Annotated in this window: 30 protein-coding genes and 1 pseudogene; 18 read left to right on the top strand and 13 right to left on the bottom strand. The window is 71.2% G+C overall.

What is annotated here, in order from left to right; translation table 11 throughout:
- The 3 genes and pseudogenes from ACFQRI_RS25220 to ACFQRI_RS25210 all read left to right on the top strand — a co-directional run.
- Positions 1-812, top strand: a pseudogene (locus ACFQRI_RS25220) (hypothetical protein); the annotation flags it as partial.
- A gap of 101 nt (positions 813-913) precedes the next feature.
- The gene (phoU, locus tag ACFQRI_RS25215) at positions 914-1561 is read left to right on the top strand and encodes a phosphate signaling complex protein PhoU (RefSeq protein WP_380672773.1); all 648 of its coding nucleotides are present in this window, start codon (positions 914-916) and stop codon (positions 1559-1561) included.
- 149 nt (positions 1562-1710) lie between these two features.
- On the top strand, positions 1711-2550 hold the full coding sequence (locus tag ACFQRI_RS25210; protein ID WP_380672771.1) for a helix-turn-helix domain-containing protein: 840 nt from the start codon (positions 1711-1713) through the stop codon (positions 2548-2550).
- 73 nt (positions 2551-2623) lie between these two features.
- On the opposite strand, the gene pstB is transcribed toward ACFQRI_RS25210, so the two are convergent.
- From pstB to ACFQRI_RS25180, 6 genes are all read right to left on the bottom strand, one after another.
- Entirely contained in the window at positions 2624-3400 is a 777-nt protein-coding gene (gene pstB, locus ACFQRI_RS25205) for a phosphate ABC transporter ATP-binding protein PstB (RefSeq protein ID WP_380672769.1), read from the bottom strand.
- An 11-nt stretch (positions 3401-3411) separates the two neighbouring features.
- Positions 3412-4326: a phosphate ABC transporter permease PstA gene (pstA, locus tag ACFQRI_RS25200; RefSeq protein WP_380672767.1), complete on the bottom strand. Its 915-nt coding sequence runs from the start codon at positions 4324-4326 to the stop codon at positions 3412-3414.
- A complete protein-coding gene (gene pstC / locus ACFQRI_RS25195) occupies positions 4323-5249 on the bottom strand; it encodes a phosphate ABC transporter permease subunit PstC (RefSeq protein ID WP_380672765.1) in 927 nt (308 codons plus the stop codon). Before pstC ends, pstA begins: the two co-directional genes overlap by 4 nt.
- 201 nt (positions 5250-5450) lie before the next feature.
- A complete protein-coding gene (pstS, locus tag ACFQRI_RS25190; RefSeq protein WP_380672763.1) occupies positions 5451-6566 on the bottom strand; it encodes a phosphate ABC transporter substrate-binding protein PstS in 1116 nt (371 codons plus the stop codon).
- Between the two features lie 219 nt (positions 6567-6785).
- Positions 6786-7739: a mycothiol synthase gene (mshD, locus tag ACFQRI_RS25185; protein ID WP_380672761.1), complete on the bottom strand. Its 954-nt coding sequence runs from the start codon at positions 7737-7739 to the stop codon at positions 6786-6788.
- A 161-nt stretch (positions 7740-7900) separates the two neighbouring features.
- On the bottom strand, positions 7901-8662 hold the full coding sequence (locus tag ACFQRI_RS25180) for a winged helix-turn-helix transcriptional regulator (protein WP_380672759.1): 762 nt from the start codon (positions 8660-8662) through the stop codon (positions 7901-7903).
- A gap of 181 nt (positions 8663-8843) precedes the next feature.
- On the opposite strand from ACFQRI_RS25180, the gene ACFQRI_RS25175 reads away from it, so the two are divergent.
- From ACFQRI_RS25175 to ACFQRI_RS25145, 7 genes are all read left to right on the top strand, one after another.
- Positions 8844-9632 carry an alpha/beta hydrolase gene (locus ACFQRI_RS25175; RefSeq protein ID WP_380672757.1) on the top strand — a complete coding sequence of 263 codons (789 nt, stop codon included), beginning with the start codon at positions 8844-8846 and terminating at the stop codon, positions 9630-9632.
- Positions 9629-10435 carry an LmeA family phospholipid-binding protein gene (locus tag ACFQRI_RS25170; protein ID WP_380672755.1) on the top strand — a complete coding sequence of 269 codons (807 nt, stop codon included), beginning with the start codon at positions 9629-9631 and terminating at the stop codon, positions 10433-10435. Before ACFQRI_RS25175 ends, ACFQRI_RS25170 begins: the two co-directional genes overlap by 4 nt.
- Positions 10432-10863, top strand: a complete 432-nt coding sequence (locus ACFQRI_RS25165) for a TlpA family protein disulfide reductase (RefSeq protein WP_380672753.1) — start codon at positions 10432-10434, stop codon at positions 10861-10863. Before ACFQRI_RS25170 ends, ACFQRI_RS25165 begins: the two co-directional genes overlap by 4 nt.
- Positions 10864-10918: 55 nt before the next feature.
- Positions 10919-11023, top strand: a complete 105-nt coding sequence (locus ACFQRI_RS25160; protein WP_380672751.1) for a putative leader peptide — start codon at positions 10919-10921, stop codon at positions 11021-11023.
- Between the two features lie 108 nt (positions 11024-11131).
- Complete coding sequence (locus ACFQRI_RS25155) at positions 11132-11560, top strand: DUF4395 domain-containing protein (RefSeq protein WP_380672749.1); 429 nt, start codon at positions 11132-11134, stop codon at positions 11558-11560.
- Positions 11561-11605: 45 nt separating this feature from the next.
- Positions 11606-12442, top strand: a complete 837-nt coding sequence (locus ACFQRI_RS25150) for a sulfurtransferase (RefSeq protein WP_380672747.1) — start codon at positions 11606-11608, stop codon at positions 12440-12442.
- A 28-nt stretch (positions 12443-12470) separates the two neighbouring features.
- Positions 12471-12770, top strand: coding sequence for a DUF1416 domain-containing protein (locus ACFQRI_RS25145; protein WP_380672745.1), 300 nt, complete (start codon positions 12471-12473; stop codon positions 12768-12770).
- A 128-nt stretch (positions 12771-12898) separates the two neighbouring features.
- Here the strand turns inward: ACFQRI_RS25145 and ACFQRI_RS25140 are convergent, their stop codons facing one another.
- Positions 12899-13639 carry a class I SAM-dependent methyltransferase gene (locus ACFQRI_RS25140; protein ID WP_380672743.1) on the bottom strand — a complete coding sequence of 247 codons (741 nt, stop codon included), beginning with the start codon at positions 13637-13639 and terminating at the stop codon, positions 12899-12901.
- Positions 13640-13946: 307 nt separating this feature from the next.
- Here ACFQRI_RS25140 and ACFQRI_RS25135 point away from each other — a divergent pair, with 307 nt between their 5' ends.
- Together ACFQRI_RS25135 and ACFQRI_RS25130 are read left to right on the top strand one after the other, a co-directional pair.
- On the top strand, positions 13947-14588 hold the full coding sequence (locus tag ACFQRI_RS25135; protein ID WP_380672741.1) for a heme-binding beta-barrel domain-containing protein: 642 nt from the start codon (positions 13947-13949) through the stop codon (positions 14586-14588).
- Between the two features lie 64 nt (positions 14589-14652).
- Complete coding sequence (locus tag ACFQRI_RS25130) at positions 14653-15150, top strand: DinB family protein (RefSeq protein WP_380672739.1); 498 nt, start codon at positions 14653-14655, stop codon at positions 15148-15150.
- Between the two features lie 62 nt (positions 15151-15212).
- On the opposite strand, the gene ACFQRI_RS25125 is transcribed toward ACFQRI_RS25130, so the two are convergent.
- The gene (locus tag ACFQRI_RS25125) at positions 15213-16061 is read right to left on the bottom strand and encodes an aminodeoxychorismate lyase (RefSeq protein ID WP_380672737.1); all 849 of its coding nucleotides are present in this window, start codon (positions 16059-16061) and stop codon (positions 15213-15215) included.
- A 152-nt stretch (positions 16062-16213) separates the two neighbouring features.
- Here ACFQRI_RS25125 and ACFQRI_RS25120 point away from each other — a divergent pair, with 152 nt between their 5' ends.
- The 5 genes from ACFQRI_RS25120 (at position 16214) to ACFQRI_RS25100 (ending at position 20402) form a co-directional block, all read left to right on the top strand.
- On the top strand, positions 16214-16636 hold the full coding sequence (locus tag ACFQRI_RS25120; protein ID WP_465269735.1) for a Fur family transcriptional regulator: 423 nt from the start codon (positions 16214-16216) through the stop codon (positions 16634-16636).
- A 27-nt stretch (positions 16637-16663) separates the two neighbouring features.
- The gene (gene ygfZ, locus ACFQRI_RS25115; RefSeq protein WP_380672735.1) at positions 16664-17806 is read left to right on the top strand and encodes a CAF17-like 4Fe-4S cluster assembly/insertion protein YgfZ; all 1143 of its coding nucleotides are present in this window, start codon (positions 16664-16666) and stop codon (positions 17804-17806) included.
- 158 nt (positions 17807-17964) lie between these two features.
- Positions 17965-18525, top strand: coding sequence for an RsiG family protein (locus tag ACFQRI_RS25110; protein ID WP_380672733.1), 561 nt, complete (start codon positions 17965-17967; stop codon positions 18523-18525).
- The gene (locus ACFQRI_RS25105; RefSeq protein WP_380672731.1) at positions 18522-19448 is read left to right on the top strand and encodes an asparaginase; all 927 of its coding nucleotides are present in this window, start codon (positions 18522-18524) and stop codon (positions 19446-19448) included. The genes ACFQRI_RS25110 and ACFQRI_RS25105 overlap by 4 nt, the downstream gene beginning before the upstream one ends.
- A 144-nt stretch (positions 19449-19592) precedes the next feature.
- Positions 19593-20402, top strand: coding sequence for a class I SAM-dependent methyltransferase (locus tag ACFQRI_RS25100; protein ID WP_380672729.1), 810 nt, complete (start codon positions 19593-19595; stop codon positions 20400-20402).
- Positions 20403-20424: 22 nt separating this feature from the next.
- Here ACFQRI_RS25100 and ACFQRI_RS25095 read toward each other — a convergent pair whose 3' ends face one another.
- Entirely contained in the window at positions 20425-21303 is an 879-nt protein-coding gene (locus ACFQRI_RS25095) for a DUF8083 family protein (RefSeq protein ID WP_380672727.1), read from the bottom strand.
- Positions 21304-21547: 244 nt separating this feature from the next.
- Between ACFQRI_RS25095 and ACFQRI_RS25090 the strand changes: the two genes are divergently transcribed.
- Entirely contained in the window at positions 21548-21736 is a 189-nt protein-coding gene (locus tag ACFQRI_RS25090) for a DUF3073 domain-containing protein (RefSeq protein WP_380672725.1), read from the top strand.
- Positions 21737-22270: 534 nt separating this feature from the next.
- On the opposite strand, the gene purM is transcribed toward ACFQRI_RS25090, so the two are convergent.
- From purM to ACFQRI_RS25070, 4 genes are all read right to left on the bottom strand, one after another.
- Complete coding sequence (purM, locus tag ACFQRI_RS25085; RefSeq protein WP_380672723.1) at positions 22271-23395, bottom strand: phosphoribosylformylglycinamidine cyclo-ligase; 1125 nt, start codon at positions 23393-23395, stop codon at positions 22271-22273.
- Positions 23396-23445: 50 nt separating this feature from the next.
- Positions 23446-24984 (bottom strand): amidophosphoribosyltransferase, encoded by a 1539-nt coding sequence (purF, locus tag ACFQRI_RS25080; protein ID WP_380672784.1) that lies wholly within the window; start codon positions 24982-24984, stop codon positions 23446-23448.
- A gap of 172 nt (positions 24985-25156) precedes the next feature.
- Entirely contained in the window at positions 25157-25534 is a 378-nt protein-coding gene (locus ACFQRI_RS25075) for a sterol carrier family protein (protein ID WP_380672721.1), read from the bottom strand.
- A gap of 90 nt (positions 25535-25624) precedes the next feature.
- The gene (locus ACFQRI_RS25070) at positions 25625-26413 is read right to left on the bottom strand and encodes a helix-turn-helix transcriptional regulator (RefSeq protein ID WP_380672719.1); all 789 of its coding nucleotides are present in this window, start codon (positions 26411-26413) and stop codon (positions 25625-25627) included.
- Between the last annotated feature and the right edge of the window lie 227 nt (positions 26414-26640).

Raw genomic sequence — 26640 nt, 5'->3', positions numbered from 1 at the left:
GGACGGGTTCGCCGTGCGCACCGCGGTGGGAACCGGGCTGTTCGACTTCGGGCACGCCGACGACCGGCCGCAACCCCCGACCGGCCGCGCCCGCAGCGTCCGCCGCGCCCGCCGCGTTCAACGGCGAGCCGCCGCGCCGCCCGGAACCGCCGCGCACCAACGGCGCCGACCCCGAGGCCACCCGGATCAGCCAGGCGCTGACCACCGCCGACAGGCCCGCGCGCCGCAATCCCCGCCCGCCGGCGGGGGCGCCGGCGCCTGCCCGCCCGCCCGCAGCTCCCGCGGCCGATCCGGAGGCCACCACCCAGCACGCCCCGGTGCGCCCGCAGCAGGCCAAGCCGAAGCAGGCCGAGGAGACGGCCGCGTCCACCCGCGTGGTGGACCCGGAGGAAGCCGGGCCCGTCCCGGAGTCCCCCGCCGAGGCGACCGCCGTCGTCGCGCCGGCCGACGGCTACGCCGAGCTCGACGCCTTCGACGATGACGACGACGACTTCGGCGGCGAGGAGGTCGAGCGCGAGGAGCGCAACAACGACGTCCAGCAGATCGACGCCACCCTCGCCCGGTTCTCCGCGGTGCACGACGAGATCGCCGCCGAGGAGGCCAAGCGCCGCCGGTTCTTCGGCAAGCGCAAGGAACCGGAGCTCGGCACCGACATGCCCTTCGACTTCCACGACAGCGAGGGCCGCGACGGCAAGTCGCGCATGGAGTGGAAGAAGAACCAGCGCAAGCGGCGCACCAACCTGATCGTGCTCTCGGTGGCCATCGTCGCGTCCCTCACAGTCTTCCTGTCGCTCGGACTGATGTGGGGCTGACCTGCGCGAACACCGCGAAACCCGAGGCTGATCACGCCTCGTTCACCGCCGGTTCACCGCAGGTCATTCTGCCCGATTCCCTCCGGCAGTAGGCTGGAGCCATGCGTGAGGCCTACCAGGAACAGCTCGGCAAGCTCGCCGAAGAACTCGCCTCGATGTCGACGATGGTCGGCACGGCAATGGAGCGCGCCACGAGCGCGCTCCTGGAGACCGACCTCAGCCTGGCGGAGCAGGTCATCGACGAGGACTCCCAGGTCGACGAGGCGCGGGCGCGAGCCGAGGAGCACGCCTTCGGGCTGCTCGCGCTGCAGGCCCCGGTGGCAGGCGACCTGCGCACCGTGATCGCCACCATCCACGTCGCCGAGGACCTCGAGCGGATGGGCGACCTCGCGCTGCACGTGGCCAAGGCCGCCCGGCGGCGCCACCCGAACGCGGTGCTGCCGACCGACGTGCAGGCCTACTTCGCCGAGATGGGCCGGATCGCCGTCCGGCTCGCCCACAGCGTCAGCTCGGTCATCCGCTCGCAGGACGTGGAGACCGCCCGCGGCCTCGAGGAGGCCGACGACGAGATGGACGACCTGCACCGCCACCTGTTCACCGTGATGATGAGCCCCGAGTGGGGCCACGGGGTCGCGGCCGCGGTCGACGTGACGCTGCTGGGCCGGTTCTACGAGCGCTTCGCCGACCACGCGGTGGCCGTGGCGCGCCGGGTCGAGTTCATCGTCACCGGGAAGATGCCGACCACCTGATCTCGGGATCGGCGGTCACGGCCGGGTGATCGGGAGTATTAATAACCGATATCGGCACTCGGTCGTGCTGATCGTCTGTGCCATGCTCTTTCGGGTGAGAAGCTTCCGAACTCGTACCGGCGAGGTGCCGGTTGCGTAAGAGTCCGACCGTGCACCGACGTCGACTGGGCAGCGAGCTGCGGCGGCTCCGCGAGATCGCGGGCCGCACGCACCGCGAGGTCGCCGCGCACCTGGACTGCTCGCAGGGCAAGATCAGCCAGATCGAGCTCGGCCGGGTGCCCGTGCGCACCTCGGACGTGCGGCTGATGGCCGAGTTCTACGGCGCCACCGGCGGGCAGCTGGAGTCGTTGATCGACCTCGCCCAGGACTCCAAGCAGCGCGGCTGGTGGCAGCAGTACCCGAGCACCGCGCAGCGGCCGGGGCTGCAGACCTACCTCGGGCTGGAGACCTCGGCTAAGGCGGTCAGCTGCTACGGCACCGACCCGCTGCCCGAGCTGCTGCAGACCGCCGACTACACGCGCGCGCTGCTGACCACCGACGTCCGGGTGTTCACCGACGACGAGCTCGACGAGCGGCTGGCCGTCACCTCGACGCGCCAGCAGCGACTGCTCGGCGACAACCCGCTGGAGCTCTGGGCGGTGCTGGACGAGGCCGCGCTGCGGCGCACCGTCGGCGGACCGGGGGTGATGCGCGCGCAGCTGGAGCACCTGGTGCTGCTGGGCTACCGGCGGAACGTGACGATCCAGGTGCTGCCGTTCTCCGCGGGCGGGCACCCGCTCAGCGGGGACCGGGTGGCGGTGTTCTCCTTCCCGGACGACGCCGACCCGCAGGTGGTGCACCTGGGCGACTCGGCGAACTCCCGGTTCCTGGACAAGCCCGCGGACACGGCCGACTACCTGAAGGCCTTCGAGCAGGTGTGCACCGCTGCGCTGAGCCCGAAGGACTCCAGCGCCTTCGTCTCGGCCGTCGCCGACGAACTGGCGGGCTAGGCCGGGCGCCCTTCTCATCAGAAGTCCCCCGCGAGCCGAGCTCGCGGGGGACTTCTGATGAAGGCAGGCCGGCTCAGCCGAAGCGGCCCGAGATGTAGTCCTCGGTGGCCTTCTGCGAGGGGTTGGAGAAGATCTTGCCGGTCTCGTCGATCTCGACGAGCTGACCCGGCTCGCCCACCGCGCGCAGGTTGAAGAACGCGGTCTGGTCGCTGACCCGCGCGGCCTGCTGCATGTTGTGCGTGACGATGACGATCGTGTAGTCCTGCTTCAGCCGCGCGATCAGGTCCTCGATCGCCAGCGTGGAGATCGGGTCCAGCGCCGAGCAGGGCTCGTCCATCAGCAGCACGTCCGGCTGCACCGCGATCGCCCGCGCGATGCACAGCCGCTGCTGCTGACCACCGGAGAGGCCGCCACCGGGCTTGTTCAGCCGGTCCTTGACCTCCTCCCAGAGGTTCGCGCCGCGCAGCGCGCGCTCGGTGACCTCGTCGAGGTGCTTCTTGTTCTTCTCGCCCGCCAGCTTCAGGCCGGCCACCACGTTGTCCCGGATGGACATGGTGGGGAACGGGTTGGCGCGCTGGAAGACCATGCCGATGGTCTTGCGGACCTGCACCGGGTCGACCTCGTTGGCGTAGATGTCCTCGCCGTCGAGCATCACCTTGCCGTCGACCCGGGCGCCCGGGATGACCTCGTGCATCCGGTTCAGCGAGCGCAGCACGGTGGACTTGCCGCAACCGGACGGGCCGATGAAAGCGGTGACGCTGCGGGCCGGAACCTGCAGGGTCACGTCCTGCACGGCGTGGAACTTGCCGTAGTGCAGGTTCAGGTCTTTTACGTCGAGACGCTTGGCCATTGTTGGAGTCCCTACTTCGTCTTGATCGCGAAGACCCTGGACAGGCCGGTCGCGACAAGGTTGATCAGCATGATGACGAGCACGAGGGTCAGCGCAGCGCCCCACATGCGGTAGTCGCCGGCGTCGGTCCCGGTGCTCCGCTCCATGTAGATGGTCAGCGGCAGCGATGCCATCTCGCCGCTGAAGAGGTCGAAGTTGATCGAGGACGAATAGCCGACCAGGATCAGCAGCGGTGCCGTCTCACCGAGCACCCGGGCGAGGCCGAGCATGATGCCGGTGACGATGCCCGACAGCGCCGTCGGCAGCACGATCCGCACGATCGTCTTCCACTTGGGCAGGCCCAGCGCGTAGGCGGCCTCGCGCAGCTCGTCCGGGACGATCAGCAGCATCGTCTCGGTGACCCGCACGACCACCGGCAGCATCAGCAGCAGCAGCGCCAGCGTCACCGCGAAGCCGCTGCGGGTGAAGCCGAAGGTGGTGATCCACAGCGCGTAGATGAACAGACCGGCCACGATCGACGGCAGACCGCTGAGGATGTCCACCATGAAGGTGGCCACCTTGGCCAGCCGCGAGCTGCGCCCGTACTCGACCAGGTAGATGCCCACCATCACACCCAGCGGGACCGTGAACAGCAGGCACACCAGCCCTTGCTCCACCGTACCGACCAGGGCGTGGTAGACGCCGCCGCCGAAGTCGTTGGGCAGCAGCCCGTTGAACGAGTGCGTCCACCAGCTCGCGCTGAGCATCGGCTTGAGCCCCCGCGACAGCAGCGTCCACAGCACCCACAGCAGCGGGATCACCGCGAGCGCGAAGGCGACGGTGAACAGCACGGTCGCCAGGTTGTTCTTCAGCTTCCGCCCGAAGCCGACGCTCTGGAAGGCGGGCGGGGTGGCGAGCTGCTCCAGATCCGCAGCGTCGGTCCTCATGACTTCCCCTTAGCGCTGGCGGAGCTCTCGATCCAGCGGGCGATCGCGTTGACCGCGAAGGTCAGGATGAACAGCACGAGGCCGGCCGAGATGTAGGCGCCGACCTTCATGTTGTTGTTGAACTCGGCGGCGCCCAGCGCGATCTTCGAGGCGAAGGTCGCGCCGCCGTCGAAGATGCTGTACCCGGGCGGCGCGCTGGAAGCGCTGAGGATGATGGTCAGCGCCATCGTCTCGCCGAGCGCGCGGCCGAGGCCGAGCATCGAGCCGCCGATGAAGCCGTTGCGGCCGAAGGGCCACACGGTGGTGCGGATGACCTCCCAGCGGGTCGCACCCAGCGCCAGCGCGCCCTCGATCTGGGCGCTGGGGGTGCGCGCGAAGACCTCGCGGGTCACGCCGGTGATCGTCGGGATGATCATCACGGCGAGCACGATGCCCGCGGTGAACACGTCCGCGCCGGAGCCCTTCTGGTTGATGTTGCCGTCGCCGAAGATCGGGATCCAGCCGAGGTTCTCGTTGAGCCAGATGGCCAGCGGCGACAGGAACGGGCCCAGCACCATGAAGCCCCACAGGCCGTAGACCACCGAGGGCACGGCGGCCAGCAGGTCCACGAGGTAGGCGAAGGGCCGGGCCAGGGCGCGCGGCGCGTACCGGGTCAGGAACAGGGCGATGCCGCCGGACAGCGGCATCGCGATCACCAGGGCCACCAGGGAGCTGGCGACGGTGATCCACGCGAGGTCGAGGATGCCGAAGCGCAGGTGCTCGGCATCGCGCGTGTTCCACTCCCGCGAGAACAGGAAGTTCACCTCGTTGACCTGCAACGAGGGCACCGCGCGGATCAGCAGGAAGATGCCGATGGCGGCGATGAGCGCCACCACGAAGGCGCCGGAGGCCGTCGCCAGCGAGGAGAACACCTTGTCTCCCACGCGGAACTTCTTGCCCGCGGCGATCTCTGGAGCGGAAATGGGAGCCTCCGGTCCGGAACTGGGCGCCGAAGCGCCCCGCGGGGCACCGGCGTCGGTGTCCGCGGGGCGCGCATCGGCTCTCGTAGAGTCGGTCACTGCTGGATGCAGCCTCTCACTTCGTCCGTTCTACCTGGCGTGCGCCCGGTTCGAGCGCGAACCAGGTCACTGGATGGCGTTGACGGCGTCGAGGACCTTGCCCTTGAACCGCTCCGGCAGCGCCACGTAGCCGGCCTCCTCGAGCTGGGCCGGGTCCGCGTTGGCGGCGACCGTCAGGAACGCCTTGACGGACTTGGCGGTCTCCGGGTCGTAGCCCTTGGAGCAGACCAGCTCGTAGGTGTTCAGCACGATCGGGTAGACGCCGGCTTCCTTGTTGCCGTAGATCGACTTGAGGTCGACGCGCAGGTCGTTGCCCTCGCCCTCGATCTTGGCCTCCTCGATGGCCTTGCCCACGGTCTGCGGGTTCAGCTCGACCGGGCCGCTGCCGCTGTCGATCTTGGCGATGCCCAGGCCGAGGTTGCGCGGGTAGGACCACTCGACGTAGGTGATGCCGCCCTCGGTGGCCTCGACCGACTGCGCGACCTGGTCCGAGCCGTCGCGGCCCTGGCCGACGCCCGGGCCACCGCGGAAGGTCTTGCCCTCACCGGTGAACGCGCCGTTGGTGGCGGTGGAGAGGTACTTCTGGAAGTTCGAGGTGGTGCCCGACTCGTCGGAGCGGAAGAACGGCACGACCGGGATCGACGGCAGCTTGGCGTCCGGGTTCAGCGCCTTGATCGCCGGGTCGTCCCACTGCTTGATCTCACCCATGTAGATCTTGCGGATGAGGTCGGCGTTGAGCGCCAGGTTGTCCACGCCGGGCAGGTTGTAGGCCATGGCCACCGGGCCGAAGACCATCGGGATGTTCCAGGCCGGGTTGCCCTTGCAGCGCTCGGCGGCCTTGGCGACCTCGCCCTCCTCCGCGTCCAGCGGGGAGTCCGAGCCGCCGAAGTCGATCTGGCCCGCGGTGAAGCCCGCAACGCCCTTGCCGGAACCGGACTTGGTGTAGTTCACGGTCTGGCCGGGGCACTTGATGCTGTAGTCCCGGGAGAAGACGTCCATCGCGTTCTTCTGCGCCGAGGAGCCCTCCGCCGAGAGGCTCTTGGTGCCGCACTCGACCTGGAGCTTGTCCAGCGCCGGGTTGGCAGCGCCCTGCGGGACGTTCTGGTCCGTGCCGCAACCGGCGAGCACGAGCGCGCCCGCGGCGAGGACGGCGAACGCAGCATTGTGCCGCTTGATCTTCACTTCGTTCCTCCACTCAAGGAAACACATTGCGGGTGCGCGGCCTGAGCCGTGCGGGCTCGTGCTTGCCGCTGGACAAAACGTAAGCAGTGGGAGTGGACACGCACCCGCATCGAAGTGAACGAAAGGTGAACATGGCACGCTAAGTAAGCAGGAACACATTCCTTCGGGCGATAGGCGACCCGAAGATCAACTTCTTCGCTGACTCTGCGCAGTGGAGGATCAGCGTCCGAATTGCACGTCCGTGTCCCACTTGGCGAAGCCCAACCGCTGGTAGACCGTCACGGCGGCGAGGTTGTCGGCCTCCACGTAGAGCATGACCTGACTACGTCCAGTGTCCCGAAGGTACCGCAAACCGGCCACTGTGAGTGAGCGACCCAACCCGCCGCCCTGGCGGTCCGGATCCACCCCGACCACGTAGACCTCGCCGGTCCCGTCCGGGTGCACCTTCGTCCAGTGGAAGCCGAGCAGCTCGTCGCGCTCGTCGACGGCCAGGAAGAAGCCCCCCGGGTCGAACCAGTCCTCGCCCTCCTTGGCGCGCAGGTCCGCCTCGGTCATCTGGCCCTGCTCCGGGTGCCAGGAGAAGGCCTTGCCGTTGACCGCGACCACCGCGGCCTCGTCCCGCCCGGGCGCGAAGGTGCGGATCCGCACGCCCTGCGGGGGCCGGGTCTCCGGCAGCTCCGGTTCGGCCAGGTCGCGCCCCATCCGCCACAGCTCGCGCGGGCGGTGCAGGCCGTAGCGCTCGGCCAGCCGCAGCGCGCCGGGGTGCTCGCCGTGCGACCAGATGCGCAGCCGCCCGGTGTCCTCGGCCGGCTCGACGCCCAGCTCCGCGCGCTCCAGCAGCGCTTCGACCAGGCGGGCGCCCGCGCCCTGGCGCCGGTGCTCCGGGTGCACCGCCAGCTCCGCGACGAGCTGGCCCGCGGTGGCCTCGTGCTCGGTGTCCAGGTGCGCGTAGCCCACCAGCGCGCCGCCGGAGTCGCGCACCACGTAGTGCTCGGAGCGCACGTCGGCCTGCACCGGCTCGATCTGCCGGGTGAGGTCCCGATGCGCCTTGAGCCGCATGATCACGTGCTCCCCGACCGGAGCGACCCCGTCGGCCGCCTCGGTCGTGTCGAGCAACCGCATCACCTCGGCCGCCTCGCCGCCGTCCAGTCCGTTCCGCCAAGTCAGCTGCACGCCGTAGACGTTACCCACTTCCGGCGGGCCCGCGCGGAGCGCGGGGAGTGCGGGACGGGGTCGAGGAGTACGGAGAGTGCGGAGAATGCCTTTTTTGATGAAGGAGGCTCAGCTCGCACGCGGCTCGGACCACGCCGGGCTCGGGCTGCGCAAGGCGCGGGTCACGCGTCGACGGCCTCCGCCTGGTCCACGGCCTCGGCGAGGCGCGCCTCCTCGGCCGCCTCCGCGGCGATCGGCGAGGGAGCCGCGCTGTTGCGGCTGCTCGGGCGCACGAACTTGTAGCCCACGTTGCGCACGGTGCCGATCATGGCGTCGTGCTCCGGGCCGAGCTTGGAGCGCAGCCGCCGGACGTGCACGTCGACCGTGCGGGTGCCGCCGAAGAAGTCGTAGCCCCAGACCTCCTGCAGCAGCTGGGCGCGGGTGAACACCCGGCCCGCGTGGCCCGCGAGGAACTTCAGCAGCTCGAACTCCTTGTAGGTCAGCTCGAGCGCCCGCCCCTTGAGCCGCGCGGTGTAGGTCGCCTCCTCGATGGACAGGTCGCCGACGGTCAGCGAGCCGTCGCCGGAGGAGGCAGCGGTGCTGTGGCGGGCGACCAGCAGGCGCAGGCGGGCGTCGATCTCGGCCGGACCGGTGGTAGGCAGCAGGATGTCGTCCACGCCCCACTCGGCGTTGACGGTGACCAGACCGCCCTCGTTGACCAGCGCGATCACCGGGACGTCCCCGGAGGCCAGCAGCCGGCACAGGTTGCGGGCGCCGGCCAGGTCGGTGCGGGCGTCGACCACGACGGCGTCGTGGGTGCCGCCGGAGAGGATGGCACCGGGGTCGGCGGGCAGGACCCGGACGCGGTGCGGCAGCAGCGCGAGGCCGGGCAGCACGCTCTCGCAGTCGGTCTCGCCGGTCAGCAGCAGCAGCTCGGAGCTCATCTGAGGGCCTCCATCTCCAAGGCGTAGTCCGGCCGGAAGGAATCCGGTCGCCCGCGGTGCGCGGGCGACCCGGCGCCGTTGCCTTTGGATGGCTAGGAGAATAACCGAAACGAAGTGGAAAAACCCAGGTCCGACGGAGGGCATCACAATTGTGAACAGCGAGCGACCACTTGTTACGGGCATGTGTCGCGTCACACTGCGCGCCGCCGACGGCACCCGGATCGCCGGGCAGCTGCACCCCGGTCCGAAGGGCGCTCGGATCGGCTTCGCGCTCGCCCACGGGTTCACCAACCACATCCGCAAGCCCAGCGTGCGACGCGTCCTATCGCGACTCGCCGGGCACGGGGCGGTGCTGGCGGTCGATCTCCGCGGGCACGGCGGATCCGGTGGTCGAACCAGCGTCGGGCCGGACGAGGCGATGGACGTCGACGCCGCCGTGGCGCACCTGCGCGAGCTCGGGCACGAGCGCATCGTCACACTCGGCTTCTCGCTGGGCGGGAGCGTCGTGCTGCGCCAGGCCGCGCTCGGCACCCCGCCCGACGCGGTGGTGTCGGTGAGCAGCCCGGCCCGGTGGTTCGTCCGCGAGACCCCGGCGATGCGCCGGGTGCACTGGCTGCTGGAGCAGCCGCACGGCAGGCTCACCGCCCGCCTGCTGGGCGTGCGCCTGGCGGGCCCCTGGCCGGAGGTGCCGGTCTCGCCGATCGAGCTCGCCGCCCGCATCGAGGTGCCGCAGCTGATCGTGCACGGCACCGACGACCACTACTTCCCGCTGGCCGACGCGCGGGCGCTCAGCGAGGCGGGCGGCGGCGAGTTCTGGCCGATCGAGGGCATGCGGCACGCGGAGAGCTCGACCACCCCGCAACTGGTGGACCGGATCGCGAGGTGGGCGGCCGATACAGTGGAACCACTCGATCGTGGCCCGGCCACGACGCCGCACGGATCCGCCCCGACAGAACGGACCGAAGCGTGAAGAAGCTCGCGATCACCCTGGTCGTGGCCATCGCCCTGCTGGTCGCCGCCGACTTCGGTTCGGCCGCGGTCGCCGAGTACCAGGTGTCCAAGCGCGTCGCCGAGCGGCTCAAGCTCCAGGAGAACCCCGAGGTCTCCATCAACGGGTTCCCGTTCCTGACCCAGGTCGCCGCGGGCGACTACCGCGACGTGCGGATGAAGGCCGACGCGGTGCCGGTCGGGCCGTTCAACCAGCTCGGCATCGAGGCCGACCTGCACGGCGCGAAGGTCTCCACCGCGCAGGTCATCCAGGGGACCGCCGACGAGGTCACCGTCGACCAGCTGGTGGCGCGGGTGAAGCTGCGCGCCGCCGACGTCGCGCGGCTGATCGGCATCCAGGACCTGACCGTCGAGCCGGCCACCGCGGACGCGCTCAAGGACGAGAGGACCGGCGAGGTCGAGCCGGCCGACGCCGAGATCGCCGAGGGCGGCGACCCGACGAAGGCGCTGGTGCGGCTGTCCGGCACGGTCAACATCGCGGGCTCGGACAACAAGGTGCAGGTCGTCTCCGTGCTCTCGCTGGAGGGCGACAAGATGCGGATCACCCCGCGCGAGCTGGAGCTCAACAACAGCACCTTCGGCCAGATCGACCTGCCGCCGCTGTTCGAGCGCTCGGTGCTGGAGCAGTTCAAGACCACCCTGGACCCGGGGATGCTGCCCTTCGAGGTGCGACCGACCGGGGTGCGGGTCGAACGCGGCGCGCTGGTCGTCGAGGGCATCGCCCACGGCGTCGAGCTGACCAGCAACGGGGTTCGGACCGGATGAGCCAGGGGGTCTGGGCGCTGCTCGTGGTGGTACCGATCGCGCTGGTGATCGGGTTGATCTGGCGCGCCCGGCAGGGCGCGGTGCGCAGGAGCGAAGGGGAGGTAGCCGTGTCGAAGTTCCCGGACGGGCTCCGGCAGCAGCTGCCCGAGCCCGGCGCGGCGCGGGTGACGCTGCTGCAGCTGTCCACCACCTTCTGCGCCCCGTGCCGGCACACCCGGATCCTGCTGGGCGGCTACGCCGAGCGCACCGAGGGCGTGCAGCACGTCGAGGTCGACCTCACCGACCACCCCGAGTGGTCCACCCCGCTGCGCGTGCACACCACCCCGACCACCCTGGTGCTGGACTCCGCGGGCGAGGAGATCTTCCGGGTCGGCGGGGTGCCGAAGCCGCAGGTGCTCGACGAGGCGCTGGCCCCTTACCTGAACTGACGCGGCCGCGCACCGCACCGCCGAAGAACGTCTCACCTAGTGAACTCGCTTCCCGGTGATCGGTCTTCGCGGTAACCTCCGTGGCGTGCATGTACTGCTGACCCGTAGGCGCGCGGTGGATCTCTGCCGCGTGGGCAGCAGCCTGTGTTGCGGGCGCTGACCGGGCGGTAGCGCGCGCCCACTGCACCTCTCGTCGCGACACGGCGCGCTCACCGCCTGACGGACTCGGCAGCCGAAGTCCAGTCAGAAGTCAGGAAGGCTCCCCGCAATGTCTGTCTCGACGCTCGACACCAGAGGCGTGCGCTTCACCGCCGCGATCACCAGCGCGATCCTGGCCCTGGGCCTGGTCACCACGAGCTGGCGGGTGATGGCGGCGCAGATGGTGCTGTTCGGCCTGTGCGCGTTCATCGGTTTGCAGCTCAACCCGTGGGGCGTGCTCTACCGCAAGGCCGTGCGGCCGAAGCTGGCACCGCCCACCGAGGCGCAGCGCGAGGAGTCCGCACCAGTCCGCTTCTCGCAGGGCGTGGGCTTCGCCTTCACCCTGGTGGCCACCGTCGGGTACGCGGCGGGCTGGATCACGCTCGGCGTCGTGGCCAACGCCCTGGCCCTGGTGGCGGCACTGCTCAACGCGGTGTTCGGGTACTGCCTCGGCTGCCAGATGTACCTGCTGATCCGGCGGTTCGCCCCCGCCGCTTAAGACCCCAGCCGAACCATCCTTGAAGATCAACGAAGGAGTCGCTCGATGAGCCGCGCAGACGTCCTGGTCTCCGCCGAGTGGGCCGAAGAGAACCTGAACACCGACGGAGTGGTGTTCGCCGAGGTGGACGAGGACACCACCGCCTACGACGGCGGACACATCCCCGGGGCCATCAAGCTGGACTGGAAGAACGAACTGCAGGACCACGTCCGCCGCGACTTCGTCAGCCGCGAGGGCTTCGAGAAGCTGCTGTCCGCCAAGGGCATCAGCAACGACGACACCGTGGTGCTCTACGGCGGCAACAACAACTGGTTCGCCGCCTACGCCTACTGGTACTTCAAGCTCTACGGCCACGACGACGTCAAGCTGCTCGACGGCGGTCGCAAGAAGTGGGAGCTCGACGGCCGCGAGCTCACCAAGGAGGCGCCCAACCGGGCCACCACCTCCTACAAGGCCCAGGACCCGGACAACTCGATCCGCGCCTTCCGCGACGAGGTCGTCGACGCGATCGGCAACAAGAACCTGGTCGACGTGCGCTCGCCCGACGAGTTCGCCGGCAAGCTGCTCGCCCCGGCGCACCTGCCGCAGGAGTCGGCTCAGCGCGGCGGCCACATCCCGAGCGCGATCAACGTGCCGTGGAGCAAGGCCGCCAACGAGGACGGCACCTTCAAGTCCGACGACGAGCTCCGGGAGATCTACGGCGAGGCCGGCCTGGACACCTCCAAGGACACCATCGCCTACTGCCGCATCGGCGAGCGCTCCTCGCACACCTGGTTCGTGCTGCGCGAGCTGCTGGGCAACACCAACGTGAAGAACTACGACGGCTCCTGGACCGAGTACGGCTCCCTGGTGGGCGTGCCGGTCGAGAACCCGTCGGCCTGAGCCGGGCGAACCGATAGGGAGTTTTGTGATGGATGGATGCGGAGCGCCGCAGCAGTCGGCCGTCGCCGTCGACGAGGGCACCGACCAGGTCGTCGTGGCGGGCAAGGTTCGAGCCGGGCAAGAGCCGGTCGGCGGGGCTTTCGTCCGCCTGCTGGACTCCTCCGGTGAGTTCACCGCGGAGGTCGTGAGCTCCGAGGAGGGCGACTACCGGTTCTACGCGGCTCCGGGTGACTGGACCGTCCGCGCGCTGCACCGCAGCGGCAAGGGCGAGTCCGCGGTCACCACCGCGGGCCCGGGCGTGCACGCGGTGGACATCGAGGTCGCCTGACCTCGCCCCGACGCCCGACGAGGGGCCGGCACCTCGGTGCCGGCCCCTCGTCGCGTCCGCACCCCTCCCGGGCGGTCCGCGAAAACCCTTGAAATCCGCCGTCGAGATTCGAGCGTTCTTGGCGGGGGTCAGCGGGTGGAGCGGAGGAGGGCGAAGGCTCGTTGGTCCTTGTCCTGGTCGCGGGGGTTGGACGCCTCCTGGCAGCCGACCGCGGTGAAGTCGAGGACCTCCCAGCCGGTGCGGGCGAACAGGCGGCGCAGGCCGGCCTCGCTGAAGATCCAGAAGTTGGTGGCGTCGTCGTTCGCCTCCGCCGGGTCCAGCAGGTAGGCCACCGGCTGGCCGGCGATCTCGGTGCCGTCCGGGGTCTGCTGGGCGACGCGGGTGGACACGAAGCACAGCTCGGCCCGCTCGGAGAGCCGCTCCAGCACCAGGAACGGGTTCTTGAGGTGGTAGAGCAGCCCCAGGAACAGCACCGCCCCGTAGCGCTCGGCGGGCAGCGAGAACTGCGCGTCCAGGTCGATCTCGTGCACCTCGACCGGCAGGTCCAGCTCCGCGGCGAGCCTGCGCGCGCCGCGCAGCCCGTTGAAGTTGGTCGGCGCGTTGTCGATCACGTCGACCGCGCAGCCCAGCTCCTCGGCCAGGAAGAACCCGAAGTCGCCGTCGGCGGCGCCGATGTCGGCGATCCGGGTGCCCGCGATCTCGCCGAAGATCTCCCGCCGGTCGCCGCCGAGCAGCGCGTCCAGGTGGAAGACGTTGGCCATCGTGTCGTACGGGTACCAGCCGAAGTCGGCAGGCGCGATCTTCTCCTTGCGGGCCAGCAGGTCCTCCCGGTAGGCCAGCGCCCGGTCCCGAAACGTCTCGAAGTTCATGTGATCCCCGTCAACACTCCCGCCCGGCGGCGTGCTCCCGCCGGTGATCAGCGGCCCGGTGCCGCCGACCGCAGCAGATCATGCCGCACGCCACAGTCGCAGCGGGGCCCGTCGCGGTTATCCTTTGCGCGTGGAACTCCTGGACTTCATGCACTACGGCCTGGTCACCCTCGTCGGCATCGCCGCCATCGCGACGATCTGGTTCGCCGTCTACGTGGTGTACCGCCTCTACAACGACTGACGCCGGAGGGGCCGCGCGCCAGACTGGTGCGAGCGCGCCTTTCCGCAGGTTGTAGCCTTACTGGCGATGACCGAGACGCCGAATCAACCGCAGCCGGGCAGCGGGGACGCCGCTGTGGCCGCCGCCGCGGAACGAGCCAAGAGCACCGCGCACCGCAACGTGCCGGAGTTCGACGACCTGCCCGGCGAGGGCGACACCGCCAACCTGCGGATGGGCCCGTCGCTGGACGACGCCTGCCTGGCGCTGCTGCCGCTGGTCGGCGTGTGGCGCGGCGAGGGCGAGGCCAACCACCCCTCGCTGGACGAGAGCTACCGCTTCCTGCAGCAGATCACCATCGCGCACGACGGTCGCCCGTTCCTGACCTACGAGAGCCGCGCCTGGCGCCTCGACGGCGAGGGCGGCAACGTGGTCGGGCCCGCGTTCCGCGAGTACGGCTTCTGGCGGCCGCAGCCGGACGACAACGTCGAGCTGCTGATCACCCACGAGACCGGCAACGTCGAGATGTTCTTCGGCAAGCCGCAGGGGCAGACGACCTGGCAGTTCGGCACCGACGCGGTCATGCGCACCCCCACCGGCGCGGACGTCACCGCGGCCAGCAGGCTCTACGGCATCGTCGAGGGCGCCCTGGCCTACGTCGAGGAGCGCGCCACCTCCGAGCACGAGCTGCAGCCCCGGCTGTCCTGCAAGCTGGACCGCGTCGTCGGCTGACGGGCGTTCCGTCGGGGTTCGCCATTAACCTCCGGTAGCCGACCCGCTACCGGAGGGGGCCACCATGCCCGACGAACGAGCCGATCTGCTCGACGCGCTGCGCATCCACCGCGAGTTCCTGCGCTTCGCGGTGCGCGGGGTCGACGAGTCCCAGGCGCGGCTGGCGCCGACCACCAGCGAGCTGTGCCTGGGCGGCATCCTCAAGCACGTCTCGCGGACCGAGGAGAACTGGGTCCGCTTCCTCCTCGAGGGGCCGTCGGCGCTGGCCATGACCCCGGAGTCGATGGAGCGGCACGCCGCGGGCTTCCGGATGACCGACGAGGAGACCGTGGAGTCGCTGCTCGCCGAGTACGACCGGGTGTCCGCGCGCACCGACGAGCTCGTCGCGTCGCTGCCGGACCTGTCGGCGGCCCAGCCGCTGCCGGAGGCGCCCTGGTTCCCGCCGGGCGCCACCCGCTCGGCTCGCCGGGTGTTCATGCACATCGTCGCCGAGACCGCGCAGCACGCCGGTCACGCGGACATCATCCGCGAGACGATCGACGGGCAGCGGACGATGGGCTGAGAACCGCTCGGCGGGTTCGCCTCGCCGGTGGTGCCGCGCCCGGAGCAGGGGCGCGGCCGGTCCTAGTAGTTCGACTCGTAGAGCCCGACGATCTCCTCGTCGAGCGCGCCGTCGACCTTCACGGCCGTGCCGTCCACGGCGCGCACGCGGGTGATCCGGCGGATGCTGGAGGCCAGCCACACCCCGTCGGCCTCGAACAGCGCCGAGGTCGGGAAGTTGACCACTTCGGTCTGCCAGCCGGCCGCCTCGGCGGCGCGGAACAGCGCGCCCTGCGTGGTGCCCCGCAGCACGCCCGAGGCGGGCGGGGTGGTCAGCAGCTTGCGGCCCTCGGCGAGCACGACCGAGGAGGTCGGGCCCTCCAGCACGGTTCCCTCGGTCGAGGTGAAGACGACCTCGTCCGCACCGCGGGCCTCGGCCTCGCGCAGCGCGGCCATGTTCACCGCGTAGGACAGCGTCTTGGCCGACAGCAGCAGCCAGGGCGCGCGCTCCATCAGGTCGGTCGAGTAGCCCCGGTCGAGGGTGACCACCTCGACGCCCTCGGCGCGCTTGCGCCGGGTCTCCGGGCCGACCTCCTGGCCCATCGCGAACCCGCTCGGCGTGCCGTCGCCCTCGTCGATGCCCCGGGTGCACACCAGCTTGAGCCCCATCTCCGGGTGCTCGTCCCACGGCCAGGCGTCGATCACGGCCTGCGCCGCGCGCTCCCAGCTCGCGCGCTCGGGCAGCGTCATCTGCATCAGCCGCGCGGAGCGTTCGAGCCGGTCCAGGTGCGGCCCCATCTCCCGCGGCTGCCGCTGGACGACCAGGACCGTTTCGAAGATCCCGTCGCCCCGCAGCACTCCGAGGTCATCGGCCCGGAACAGCGGGGCCCGCGGGTCGACGACGATCCCGTCCAGGGTTGCCAGTACGCGCATGCCGGAAGCCTAGAACTCGAGCGCCGCCAGGTGCGGCCCCGGGGTCGTTCGCGGCGCGAAGAGCAGCCGCGCCCGCGCACGCGGCGACCGGCCAGGTACCCGCGCGGAGTTACGATCGTGGTGTCGACGAGCGCGGAGCACAGGAGCGGGCATTGAGCGACCGAGGATCGCTGCGCAGCACCTTGCACGAACGCGGTATGCGCATGACGCCGCAACGCCAGCTGGTGCTCGACGCGGTGCGCGAGCTGGGGCACGCGACCCCCGAGGAGATCTGCAAGAAGGTGCAGGGCACGGCACCGACGGTCAACATCACGACCGTCTACCGGGCGCTGGACCTGCTGGAGCAGCTCGGACTGGTGCGGCACACGCACCTGGGGCACGGGGCACCGACCTACTCCGCCGAGGAGCACGAGCACGTGCACCTCGCCTGCCACCGCTGCGGGCGGATCGACGAAGTGGCCATCGAGCTCCTCGACGACCTCGGCAAGCTGCTGCTGGCCGAGCGCGGCTTCGAGCTCGATCCCACGCACCTCGCGCTGTCCGGCACCTGCCGGACCTGCCGCGAGGCCGACTGAACGCGACGCGAAACTAGGAGCGCTCCAATGAGTTCACCCCTGCTGGACCTGCCCGGTGCGGTGCCCGCGCCGGAGGACGCGGTGGACGTCGGCGTTCCCTGGCACTTCGGCGACCCGTTCGCCGAGCAGCGGTCGGCCGCGCGGGGCGCGGTGCTGGTGGACCGCTCGCACCGCGAGGTCATCGCGGTGCCGGGCGAGGAACGGCTGAGCTGGCTGCACCTGGTGCTCTCCCAGCACCTCACCGAGCTGCCCGACGGGCAGGGCACCGAGGCCCTGGTGCTCGACAGCAGCGGGCGCGTGGACTGCCACATGCTGGTGGCGCACCACGAGGACGTGGTCTACCTGGACGCCGATCGCGGTGCGCAGGCCACCAGCCCGCTGCCCACGATCGGCGTGGACGGCAAGCAGAGCCTGTTCGACTACCTGGAGGGCATGCGCTTCTTCTCCAAGGTCGAGCCGCGCGAGGCGACCTCCGAGCTCGCGGTGCTGACCGCCGTCGGCCCGGACGCGGGCGGCGTGCTGGCCGGGTTCGCCGAGGTCCCGTCGGCTCCCTACGAGGTGCGCGGGCTGCCCGGTGGCGGGTTCGTGCGCAACGTGCCGTTCCGCTCGCTGCCCACCTACGACCTGCTGGTGCCGCGCGAGTCGCTGGTCGACTGGTGGCTCGCGCTCACCGACGCGGGCATCCGCCCGTCCGGCACGATGGCCTACGAGGCCCTGCGGGTGGAGGCGCTGCGCCCGCGCGTGGGGCTGGACACCGACGACCGCGCGATCCCGCACGAGCTGGGCTGGGTGCACACCGCCGCGCACGTGGCCAAGGGCTGCTACCGCGGTCAGGAGACGGTCGCCAAGGTGCACAACGTGGGCAAGCCGCCGCGGCGGATGATCCTGCTGCACCTGGACGGTTCGGTCGAGGTCACCCCGGAGCCCGGTGACCCGGTCCTGCAGGGCGAGCGCAGGGTCGGCCGGGTGGGCAGCGTGGTGCAGCACCACGAGCTCGGCCCGATCGCGCTGGCGCTGCTCAAGCGCTCGACCCCGGTGGAGGCCGAGCTGATGGCCGGCGATCCCGAGGAGGGGCGCGCGGTGGCCGCCGCGGTGGATCCGGACTCGGTCCCGCCGGACAGCGGTGAACCGCCCGGCCGGGTGGCCGCGGACCGGGTGCGGGGGCGCTGAACCACCCTCAGTTGACACGGCGGGTATTCATTGAAGCGCGCCCATCGCCCGATCGGGGACGTGCGGAACTCCGATCGCGGGCCTTGCGTCGCACCAGTGTCGTAACAACATCACCCGAAATGTTGGCGAGCTCGACCGAATTGCCGGAGGATGGCCACGTGATCGAAGTCCGCCCGGGTGGACGGCGCCGCATCGACAGGGTCCTGTCCCCGGACTACGCCAGCGAAATCGAGGGGCGCGCGCTGACCGACGTGCGCGACCTGCGGGACGAGGCGGCCCAGGAGGAGACCGACCTCTCCTACCTGCGCCGGGTGCTGCACGCGCGCATCGACATCGTGCGCGCCGAGCAGCGCCGCCGGGACGAGAACGGCTCGGCGACCGTGGTCGAGCAGCTGGTGGCCATCCTCAGCGACAACGCCGTCGGGCCCGCGACCGGATCCGGCCGGTACCAGACCACCGAGCCCTCCCGCGCAGAAGCGCACCGCAGGCACGTGGAGGCGCTGGTCTCGGACGTGGACCTCTCGGACGTGATGTCGCTGTCCGATGCGAAACTGGACCAGGCGTTGCGCGCGTACACCGCCGAGGAGGACTCCGTCTCGGCCCGCCGCCGCGAGGTGCAGCAGGTGGTGGACAAGCTCAACGCCGAGATCGCCCGCCGCTATCGGGAAGGCGCGGCATCGGTCGACCAGTTGCTTGCTGAGGAGCGGGACAAGCAGTGATCCATCCGGTACCCCTCGTGGAGATCGTTCGGAGCGGACTCCGGGAGGGGATGCACCACGGCGACGTGGTGGTGCTCGACCCCGACGGCTCGACCCGGCTGGCGCTGGGCGACGTCACCTCCCCGATGTACCCGCGCTCCGCGCTCAAGCCCGCGCAGGCCGCGGGCATGCTGCGCGCCGGGCTGGAGCTGCCCGAGGCCGATCTGGCCCTGGCCGCCTCCTCGCACAGCGGGGAGGAAGCCCACGTGGCCGCGGTGCGCGCGCTGCTGGAGCGCTTCGAGCTGACCCCGGACGCGCTGCGCTGCCCGCCGGACTGGCCGATGGACGAGGCCGCGCGGGACGCCAGGGACAGCAAGCTGCGGATCACCATGAACTGCTCCGGCAAGCACGCCGGGATGCTGGCCGCGTGCGCGCGCAACGGCTGGTCCACTTCGGACTACTTGGCGCCGGAGCACCCGCTGCAGAGCACGGTCTCGGCGACGGTGACCGAGATGGCGGGCGAGCCGATCGCCAACACCGCGGTGGACGGTTGCGGCGCGCCGCTGTTCGCGCTGTCGCTGACCGGGCTCGCCCGGGTGTTCCAGAACCTGGTGCTCAAGCACCGGCAGGTCGCCGACGCGATGCGCGCGCACCCGTGGCTGGTCTCCGGCACCGGCCGGGAGGACGCGCGGCTGATGCCCGCGGTGGACGGCCTGGTGTCCAAGATCGGCGCCGAGGGCGTGTTCGCGTTCGCGCTGCCCGACGGCCGGGCCGCGGCGATCAAGATCTCCGACGGCGCTTCCCGCGCCCGGCTCCCGGTGGCGGTGGGCGTGCTGCGCGCGCTCGGCGTCCCCGGGGATCTCGACGAGCTGGCCGAGGAGCCGGTGTTCGGCGGCGGCGAGCCGGTGGGCTCGGTGCGGCTGCTGCCCGGCGCCCTCGGATAAGTTCTCCGCCCTCCTTCTCGTCAGGAGTCCCCGTTCGCGCGGCGAGCGGGGACTCCTGATGGAAGACGCGCGCTTCTCAAGCACCGTCCGGACAGCTACGCTCAAAATCTGGTACGGATTTTCCACATATTGGGAAGGTCGGAGATGGGCGCGCAACCGGACACCTACACCCACGGGCACCACGAGAGCGTGCTGCGCTCGCACACCTGGCGGACCGCGCGGAACTCGGCCGCCTACCTGCTCGACGATCTCGAACCGGGCGTCCGCGTGCTGGACATCGGCTGCGGCCCGGGCACCATCACGCTCGACTTCGCCGAGCTCGTCGCCCCCGGTCCGGTGCTCGGAGTGGACAACGCCGCCGACCCGCTGGAGATCGCCCGCGCGAACGCGGCCGAGCGGGGCGTGCGCAACGCGGAGTTCGCCGAGGCGGACGTCTACGCGCTGCCGCACGCCGACGACTCCTTCGACGTCGTGCACGCCCACCAGGTGCTGCAGCACCTCACCGACCCGGTTGCCGCGCTGCGCGAGATGCGCCGGGTCTGCAGGCCGGGCGGCGTGGTGGCCGCCCGCGACGCCGACTACGGCGGCATGCGCTGGTCCCCGGACATCCCCGGCCTGGACCGGTGGCTGGAGCTCTACCGGTCGGTGGCGCGGGCGAACCGGGCCTTCCCGGACGGCGGCAAGCACCTCAAGGGCTGGGCGATGCGGGCGGGCTTCGCCGAGGTCTCCTGCACCGGCTCGGCGTGGACCTTCGCCACGCCCGAGGAGCGCGCGTGGTGGGGCGACCTGTGGGCCGACCGGATCCGCGAGTCCGCCTTTGCCGAGCAGGCCGTCTCCTACGGGTTGACCACCCCGGAGGAGCTGGCGGAGCTCGCCACCGCCTGGCACGCCTGGCGGGACGCGCCCGACGGCTGGTTCGGCGTCCTCAACGCCGAGATCCGCTGCCGCCCCTGACCGGCCCCGGGGAGGTGCCCGGTCAGTTGTGCCGCTCGCGCGAGGCGAACTCCGCCCAGAAGTCGCGGAGCTGCTCGTAGCGCTCGCCGACCTCCTCGGCGTCGCCCGCCTCCATGGCGTCGACGATGGCGTGCACGTCCTCGGCCGAGGTGTCCACGTCGAGGTCGGACTCGGTCATCAGCTTGACCAGCCCGCCGTAGTCCAGCTCGACCGCGCTGTGCGGGTGGAACCGCTCCAGCCACTTGCCGGTCTCGTCGAGGATCTTGGTCGGCCCCTCGTCCCCGAGGGACTGCTGGGCGACCGAGTGGGCGCGCGCGACCCTGCGCCGCGCGTCGGCCATCGCCACCCGCCAGCACACCCGGCGGCGACCCGGCTCGGAGAACACGCAGCGCTCCTCCGGGTCGACCACCACGAACCACGGCAGCGGGACGGTCCAGGTCGACGAGAGCACGTGCACCGCGCTGTCCGCGGTCTCGGTGATGACCTTGCTCGCGCGGCTCTTGGCGGTCTCCGCGGGCACCTGCAGCGCCGCGGTGCGCAGCGGGACGTCGGAGTCGCCGAGGAAGCCGACGAGCGCGGCGGCGGCGCGCCCGCGCACGTCCAGCGGGCACACCAGCGGCCCCGGGCCGACGGAGGCGGCCGGGCCGGTGGGCACCTCCTCGGGATCGAGCGCGAGCACGCCGACGGCGCGCTTCTCCTCGCCGTCCGCGGTCTCGCCGGGCAGCAGCCGGGGCGGCGCGGCGAGCTGGCTGCGCAGCCACTGGTCCTGCTCCCAGCGCCCCGCCTCGAAGGGGTCCACCGGCCCCTCCTCCAGCGCGGCGCTCAGCTCGTCCCGCAACGGCTGCTCGAACGACGACAGCGGCTCATACACCCGCAGGTAGGCGACGAAGGACTCTGGCACAGCGAGCATGGTGTCATGTCGACCACGCGGTGAAGAGCCCGACTCGCGAACCCGCCGAACCGCCTCCGCCCCTGCTCCGGGAGGACGAGTGCCACGTCACCCAAGACACGACGCACAACTGCGGGCACCACGTCGCGTTCAACCGCCTCGGCACGGTACGGTAGTTACAGGAAACGTTGTCGAGATCATGCGGGGCCGACTTTCCCCTGTCCGCCCCGCACACCCTGTGCGAGGGGGTCGAGCCATGGGGCGCGGCCGGGCTAAGGCCAAGCAGACGAAGGTGGCCCGCGAGCTTAAGTACAGTTCCCCGGACATGGACATCGAGGCGTTGCAGCGCGAGCTGTCGTCCTCGGAGTCCGGCGAGTGGTCCGACCAGGACCGCGACGACTCGTACGACGACGGGTACGACGACTACGACTACGGTCGGCGCTGACGCACTCCTCCACCGAGATCGGCGGTTCGAGCTGTCCGCTCGATGGCAAGGTGCGTCCGCAAGTCGTTCGTTCACCCGATATGTGAGCGGCCAGAGCATGACACGAGTGGCGTTGCCGACCGGCAACGCCACTCGTGTGTGTTCGCGTCTCCGAGCGCGGAAACCCGCCGCAGCGCGAGGGAAGGCGACGGCCGAGCGCGAGCGGCGAAGCCGCGAGGGGAGAACCACCCCGGTGACCGGGCATCGCCGCGGGTTCTCGAAAGCCGCGGGCGAGAACGCGCACGACGCCGCGGGGACTGAGCGAGATCCGCGATTCCGCCGTCCGCGGGCCGAGCGGGTCGAGTCCGCGAAGACGTCAAAGCCGGCGCTGTGCGGGCCGCCTCTCGGCGGGTGGCGCTGCTGGGCTCCAGCCGAGCGGTATTCCCAGCAGGCGATAGTTGGAGCCCGGGGGCACGCGCACAACGCCGGCACCCGGAACAACGAGTCAGGGGCGGGAAGGATTCCCGCCCCTGATCACTCGATCGTGTCGATCACTCAGAACCGCGGGTGATCGCCGCGCAGCACGACGCGCTCCTCCTCGGAGCCCTCCTCGCCCGAGGACTTGGCGACCTCGCCGAGGACCCACGCGGGCACGTGCCGGGCGGTCAGCACCGCCAGGGCGCGGTCCACGTCCTCGGCGGTGACCACCGCGACCATGCCGACGCCCATGTTGAAGGTCTTCTCCATCTCGGCGACCTCGACCCGGCCGCGCTGGGCGATCAGCCGGAACACCGGGTCCGGGGTCCAGGTGCCGCGGTCCAGCTCGGCGATGAGCCCGGCCGGGATGACCCGGGACAGGTTCTGCGCGAGCCCGCCGCCGGTGACGTGCGCGAAGGTCCGCACCTCGGTCTCGGCGGCCAGCGCGAGGCAGTCCTTGGCGTAGATCCGGGTGGGTTCCAGCAGCTCCTCGCCCAGGGTCCGGCCGAACTCCTCGACGTGGCCGTCCAGCGGCATCCTGGCGATGTCCAGCAGCACGTGGCGGGCCAGCGAGTAGCCGTTGGAGTGCAGGCCGGAGGCACCCATCGCGATCACCACGTCGCCGGCGCGGACCTTGTCCGGCCCGAGCATCGCGTCGGCCTCGACGACGCCGACGCCGGTGGCGGAGATGTCGTACTCGCCGGGCGCCATCATGCCCGGGTGCTCGGCGGTCTCCCCGCCCAGCAGCGCGCAGCCGGCCTGCACGCACCCCTCGGAGACGCCCTTGACCAGGTCGGCGATCCGGTCCGGCTCGACCTTGCCGACGGCGATGTAGTCCTGCAGGAACATCGGCTCGGCACCGGCCACCACGAGGTCGTCCACGACCATGGCGACCAGGTCGATGCCGACGGTGTCGTGCTTGTCCACCGCCTGCGCGACGGCGAGCTTGGTGCCGACCCCGTCGGTGGAGGAGGCCAGCACGGGCTCCTTCCAGCGGTCCAGCTTGAGCTGGAACAACCCGGCGAACCCGCCGAGGGAGCCGAGCACCTCGGGCCGGGTCGCGCGCTCGGCCCACGGGCGGATCTTGTCGACCGCTTCGTCACCGGCCTCGATGCTCACGCCCGCTTCGGCGTAGGTGGCCTTCGGGGTCTCGGTCTGGTCAGACCCTGCGAGCAGGTCTTCGGACACGACTGGGCTCCACATCTGATGCGTTGGTCGGTTTGGCCGGGCGGCGCTGCCGGCGGGATGGGTGGTCAGGGCCGCTGCAGCGCGTCCGCCGCACCATAGCCGCTGGGCAGCACCGGCTCGGCGGGGCCGGCCACACCGGCTTCGACGCCTTCCAGCAGGTACTTGCCCAGCCGCTCCTCCTCGGGCAGCGGGATGGGGTACTCGCCGTCGAAGCACGCCGCGCACAGCCGCGAGCTCGGCTGCTCGGTGGCGGCGATCAGGCCGTCCAGGGACACGTGGCCGAGGCTGTCGGCGCCCACCGAGCGGCGGACCCCGTCGGAGTCCAGCCCGTTGGCGATCAGCTCGGCGCGGGAGGCGAAGTCGATGCCGTAGAAGCACGGCCACTTCACCGGCGGCGAGGCGATGCGCACGTGCACCTCGACCGCACCCGCCTCGCGCAGCATCCGCACCAGGGCCCGCTGGGTGTTGCCGCGCACGATCGAGTCGTCGACGACGACCAGCCGCTTGCCCCGGATGACCTCGCGCAGCGGGTTGAGCTTGAGCCGGATGCCCAGCTGGCGGATGGTCTGCGAGGGCTGGATGAAGGTGCGGCCCACGTAGGAGTTCTTCACCAGGCCGTTGCCGTACGGGATGCCGGAGGCCTGGGCGTAGCCGATCGCGGCCGGGGTGCCCGACTCCGGCACCGGGATGACCAGGTCGGCGTCCACCGGGTGCTCCTTGGCCAGCCTGCGCCCGATCTCGACGCGGGTGCTGTGCACCGAGCGGCCGGAGATCGTGGTGTCCGGGCGGGCCAGGTAGACGTACTCGAACACGCAGCCCTTGGGCTTGGGGCTGGCGAAGGGCTGGGAGCGCAGCCCTTCGGCGTCGATGGCCAGCAGCTCGCCGGGCTCGACCTCGCGCACGAAGCTCGCGCCGACGATGTCCAGGCCCGCGGTCTCGCTGGCCACGACCCAGCCGCGCTCCAGGCGGCCGAGCACCAGCGGCCGCACGCCCTGCGGGTCGCGCACCGCGTAGAGGGTGTCCTCGTCGCAGAAGACCATGGAGAACCCGCCGCGCACGGTCGGGAAGAGCTCCATCGCGGCCTCTTCCACGCTCTTGTCCACGGCCTTGGCCGCCAGCAGCGCGGTGACCAGGTCGGAGTCGTTGGTGGCGCGGTCGCAGCCGTCGGCGGGGGCGGAGGCGTTGGCCAGCCTGCCCTCCTGCTCGTTCACCCGCTCGGCGAGCTCGGTGACGTTGACCAGGTTGCCGTTGTGGCCCACGGCCAACCCGCGGCCCGCGTCGTTGGTGCGGAAGGTCGGCTGGGCGTTCTCCCAGGTCCCGCCGCCGGTGGTGGAGTAGCGGCAGTGCCCGATGGCGACGTGGCCGCGCAACGAGGCCAGCGTCTGCTCGCTGAACACCTGGTTGACCAGGCCGAGGTCCTTGTAGACCAGCACCTGGGAGCTGTCGCCGACGGCGATCCCGGCGGCTTCCTGGCCGCGGTGCTGGAGCGCGTAGAGCCCGTAGAAGGTCAGCTTGGCGACTTCTTCACCTGGCGCCCAGACGCCGAACACCCCGCACTCCTCTCGCGGGACGTCGCGTTCGAGGGCGTCTGCTTGAGCGCCCACGGTGGGGAAGGGCAGATCCGTGGTCGTGCCGGGGTCAGCCGGCCGGTCGGTGAGCACCGAGAACTCCCTGAAGGACGGAGCCGGAGTTACACCTCAGTGTAAGACGCGCGAAACCTGCGGGGACCAGGGCCGCAGCGTGTCGGCCATCTCATCACCGGCGGTGCGGAGCACGTCACACCCGGACCAGCGGCAGCCACTGCGAGACGTCGGCGCGGCTCCCGGAGGCGGTGAGCACCCCGGCCGCAACGGCGTCGTCCCAGGTGGTCCTGCCGGTGGCCAGCAGCAGCCAGGTGCGCGGATCGGTCTCCACCACGTTCGGCGGGGTGCCGCGGGTGTGCCGCGGGCCCTCGACGCACTGCACGGCGGCGAACGGCGGCACCCGCACCTCGACGCTGCTGCCGGGGGCCACCTGCTCCAGGGTGCGCAGGCTCAGCCGCACCGCGGCGGCCAGCTCGCGGCGCCCGGGCTTCGGCCCGTCGTCGAGCCACTCGCGCACCGCGCTCACCGCGGCGCGCACCTCAGCGGGATCAACAGCACGGCGGGAGCTCATGCGCACAGCCTACGAAGGCGCGCTCGGGAGGTGCGGCGGCCGTGCGCTTCCGGGGCGCGCTCGCCGGGCTCCTGATGAGCGAAGCGCGCCTCAGAGCCAGCCGAGCTTGACGGCCTGCATCCCCGCTTGGAAGCGGGTTTCCACGCCGAGGCGGGAGATGAGCTCGCGGACGCGGCGGTGCGCGGTGCGGGCGCTGAAGCCCATCAGCCTGCCGATGGTGTCGTCGGTCGCCCCGGAGGCCAGCAGCGACAGGATCCACCGCTCCTCCTCGGTGGGCCCCAGCTCGTTGCCGTCCAGGTCCTGGTTGGCGGTGAACGGCGCGGCGTAGCGCCACAGGTCGTCGAAGATGCGGGCGACGGCGGCCAGCATCGCCGAGCTGCGCACGACCACCGCGCTCTCCACCGAGGTCTCGGTGACCGTCAGCGGCAGCAGCGCGATCTCGTTGTCCACCATGATCAGCTTCGTCGGCGCCACGTGGATCACCCTGGCCTGCTCGCCCATCGCGACGAGCTTGGTGGTGATGTCCAGCTGCGGCGGCCTGGCCAGCGCCGACCGGTCGTAGAGCACCTGGTAGCGCACGCCTTCGGCGAGCTTGCGCGATTCCAGGGAGTCCAGCGTTCCGGTCTGCACGTACGGCGGTTTGGCCACGCCCTGCACCAGGTGCGTGGCGCTGGCCTGCAGCTCGTATGCCGCCCAGCCCACGCGCTTGGCGCCGTGCACGACCTGCAGCACGCCGCCGTCGCCCGCCCGCGCGGCGCGCGCGACGGAGGCGACCTGCGCCTGCACCGCCCGCTGGCCGACCGACTCGGCGACGGGCGCTTCTCCCGGCTCGGGGACCTCCGGCGCCGACTGGGTCAGTTCCTCGGTGTATCCGGGCATCACGGCACACCCCTCCTCGATGTGCCCCGGCGGAACCGAATCGGTTCCGCGGTGGACACGGGACTCCCCCTGTTTGTTGGCAACGTATCCACCGGAGTCGACCGCAGGAACAGCCTTTCGCGGGACGAGGCGCCTCCGCTTTCCGATTGCGCCCGTTCGGCCGAGTCCGGTTTCCCCCGTTCGCAGCAGTCGAGAAGCGTCGCGGGCCCTCCCCAGGTCGGGAAGGG

This window comes from Saccharopolyspora griseoalba, from assembly GCF_042665275.1.
In the GTDB taxonomy this organism is placed as follows: domain Bacteria; phylum Actinomycetota; class Actinomycetes; order Mycobacteriales; family Pseudonocardiaceae; genus Saccharopolyspora; species Saccharopolyspora griseoalba.
This window is presented reverse-complemented; position numbering and strand designations above follow the sequence as displayed.

Coding starts and splice junctions, on each gene's coding strand:
- phoU (WP_380672773.1), top strand. CDS start 914: ATGCGTGAGGCCTACCAGGAACAGCTCGGCAAGCTCGCCGAAGAACTC.
- pstB (WP_380672769.1), bottom strand. CDS start 3,400: ATGGCCAAGCGTCTCGACGTAAAAGACCTGAACCTGCACTACGGCAAG.
- pstA (WP_380672767.1), bottom strand. CDS start 4,326: ATGAGGACCGACGCTGCGGATCTGGAGCAGCTCGCCACCCCGCCCGCC.
- ACFQRI_RS25180 (WP_380672759.1), bottom strand. CDS start 8,662: ATGAGCTCCGAGCTGCTGCTGCTGACCGGCGAGACCGACTGCGAGAGC.
- ACFQRI_RS25175 (WP_380672757.1), top strand. CDS start 8,844: ATGTGTCGCGTCACACTGCGCGCCGCCGACGGCACCCGGATCGCCGGG.
- ACFQRI_RS25165 (WP_380672753.1), top strand. CDS start 10,432: ATGAGCCAGGGGGTCTGGGCGCTGCTCGTGGTGGTACCGATCGCGCTG.
- ACFQRI_RS25155 (WP_380672749.1), top strand. CDS start 11,132: ATGTCTGTCTCGACGCTCGACACCAGAGGCGTGCGCTTCACCGCCGCG.
- ACFQRI_RS25150 (WP_380672747.1), top strand. CDS start 11,606: ATGAGCCGCGCAGACGTCCTGGTCTCCGCCGAGTGGGCCGAAGAGAAC.
- ACFQRI_RS25145 (WP_380672745.1), top strand. CDS start 12,471: ATGGATGGATGCGGAGCGCCGCAGCAGTCGGCCGTCGCCGTCGACGAG.
- ACFQRI_RS25140 (WP_380672743.1), bottom strand. CDS start 13,639: ATGAACTTCGAGACGTTTCGGGACCGGGCGCTGGCCTACCGGGAGGAC.
- ACFQRI_RS25135 (WP_380672741.1), top strand. CDS start 13,947: ATGACCGAGACGCCGAATCAACCGCAGCCGGGCAGCGGGGACGCCGCT.
- ACFQRI_RS25130 (WP_380672739.1), top strand. CDS start 14,653: ATGCCCGACGAACGAGCCGATCTGCTCGACGCGCTGCGCATCCACCGC.
- ACFQRI_RS25125 (WP_380672737.1), bottom strand. CDS start 16,061: ATGCGCGTACTGGCAACCCTGGACGGGATCGTCGTCGACCCGCGGGCC.
- ygfZ (WP_380672735.1), top strand. CDS start 16,664: ATGAGTTCACCCCTGCTGGACCTGCCCGGTGCGGTGCCCGCGCCGGAG.
- ACFQRI_RS25100 (WP_380672729.1), top strand. CDS start 19,593: ATGGGCGCGCAACCGGACACCTACACCCACGGGCACCACGAGAGCGTG.
- ACFQRI_RS25090 (WP_380672725.1), top strand. CDS start 21,548: ATGGGGCGCGGCCGGGCTAAGGCCAAGCAGACGAAGGTGGCCCGCGAG.
- purM (WP_380672723.1), bottom strand. CDS start 23,395: ATGTGGAGCCCAGTCGTGTCCGAAGACCTGCTCGCAGGGTCTGACCAG.
- ACFQRI_RS25075 (WP_380672721.1), bottom strand. CDS start 25,534: ATGAGCTCCCGCCGTGCTGTTGATCCCGCTGAGGTGCGCGCCGCGGTG.
- ACFQRI_RS25070 (WP_380672719.1), bottom strand. CDS start 26,413: ATGCCCGGATACACCGAGGAACTGACCCAGTCGGCGCCGGAGGTCCCC.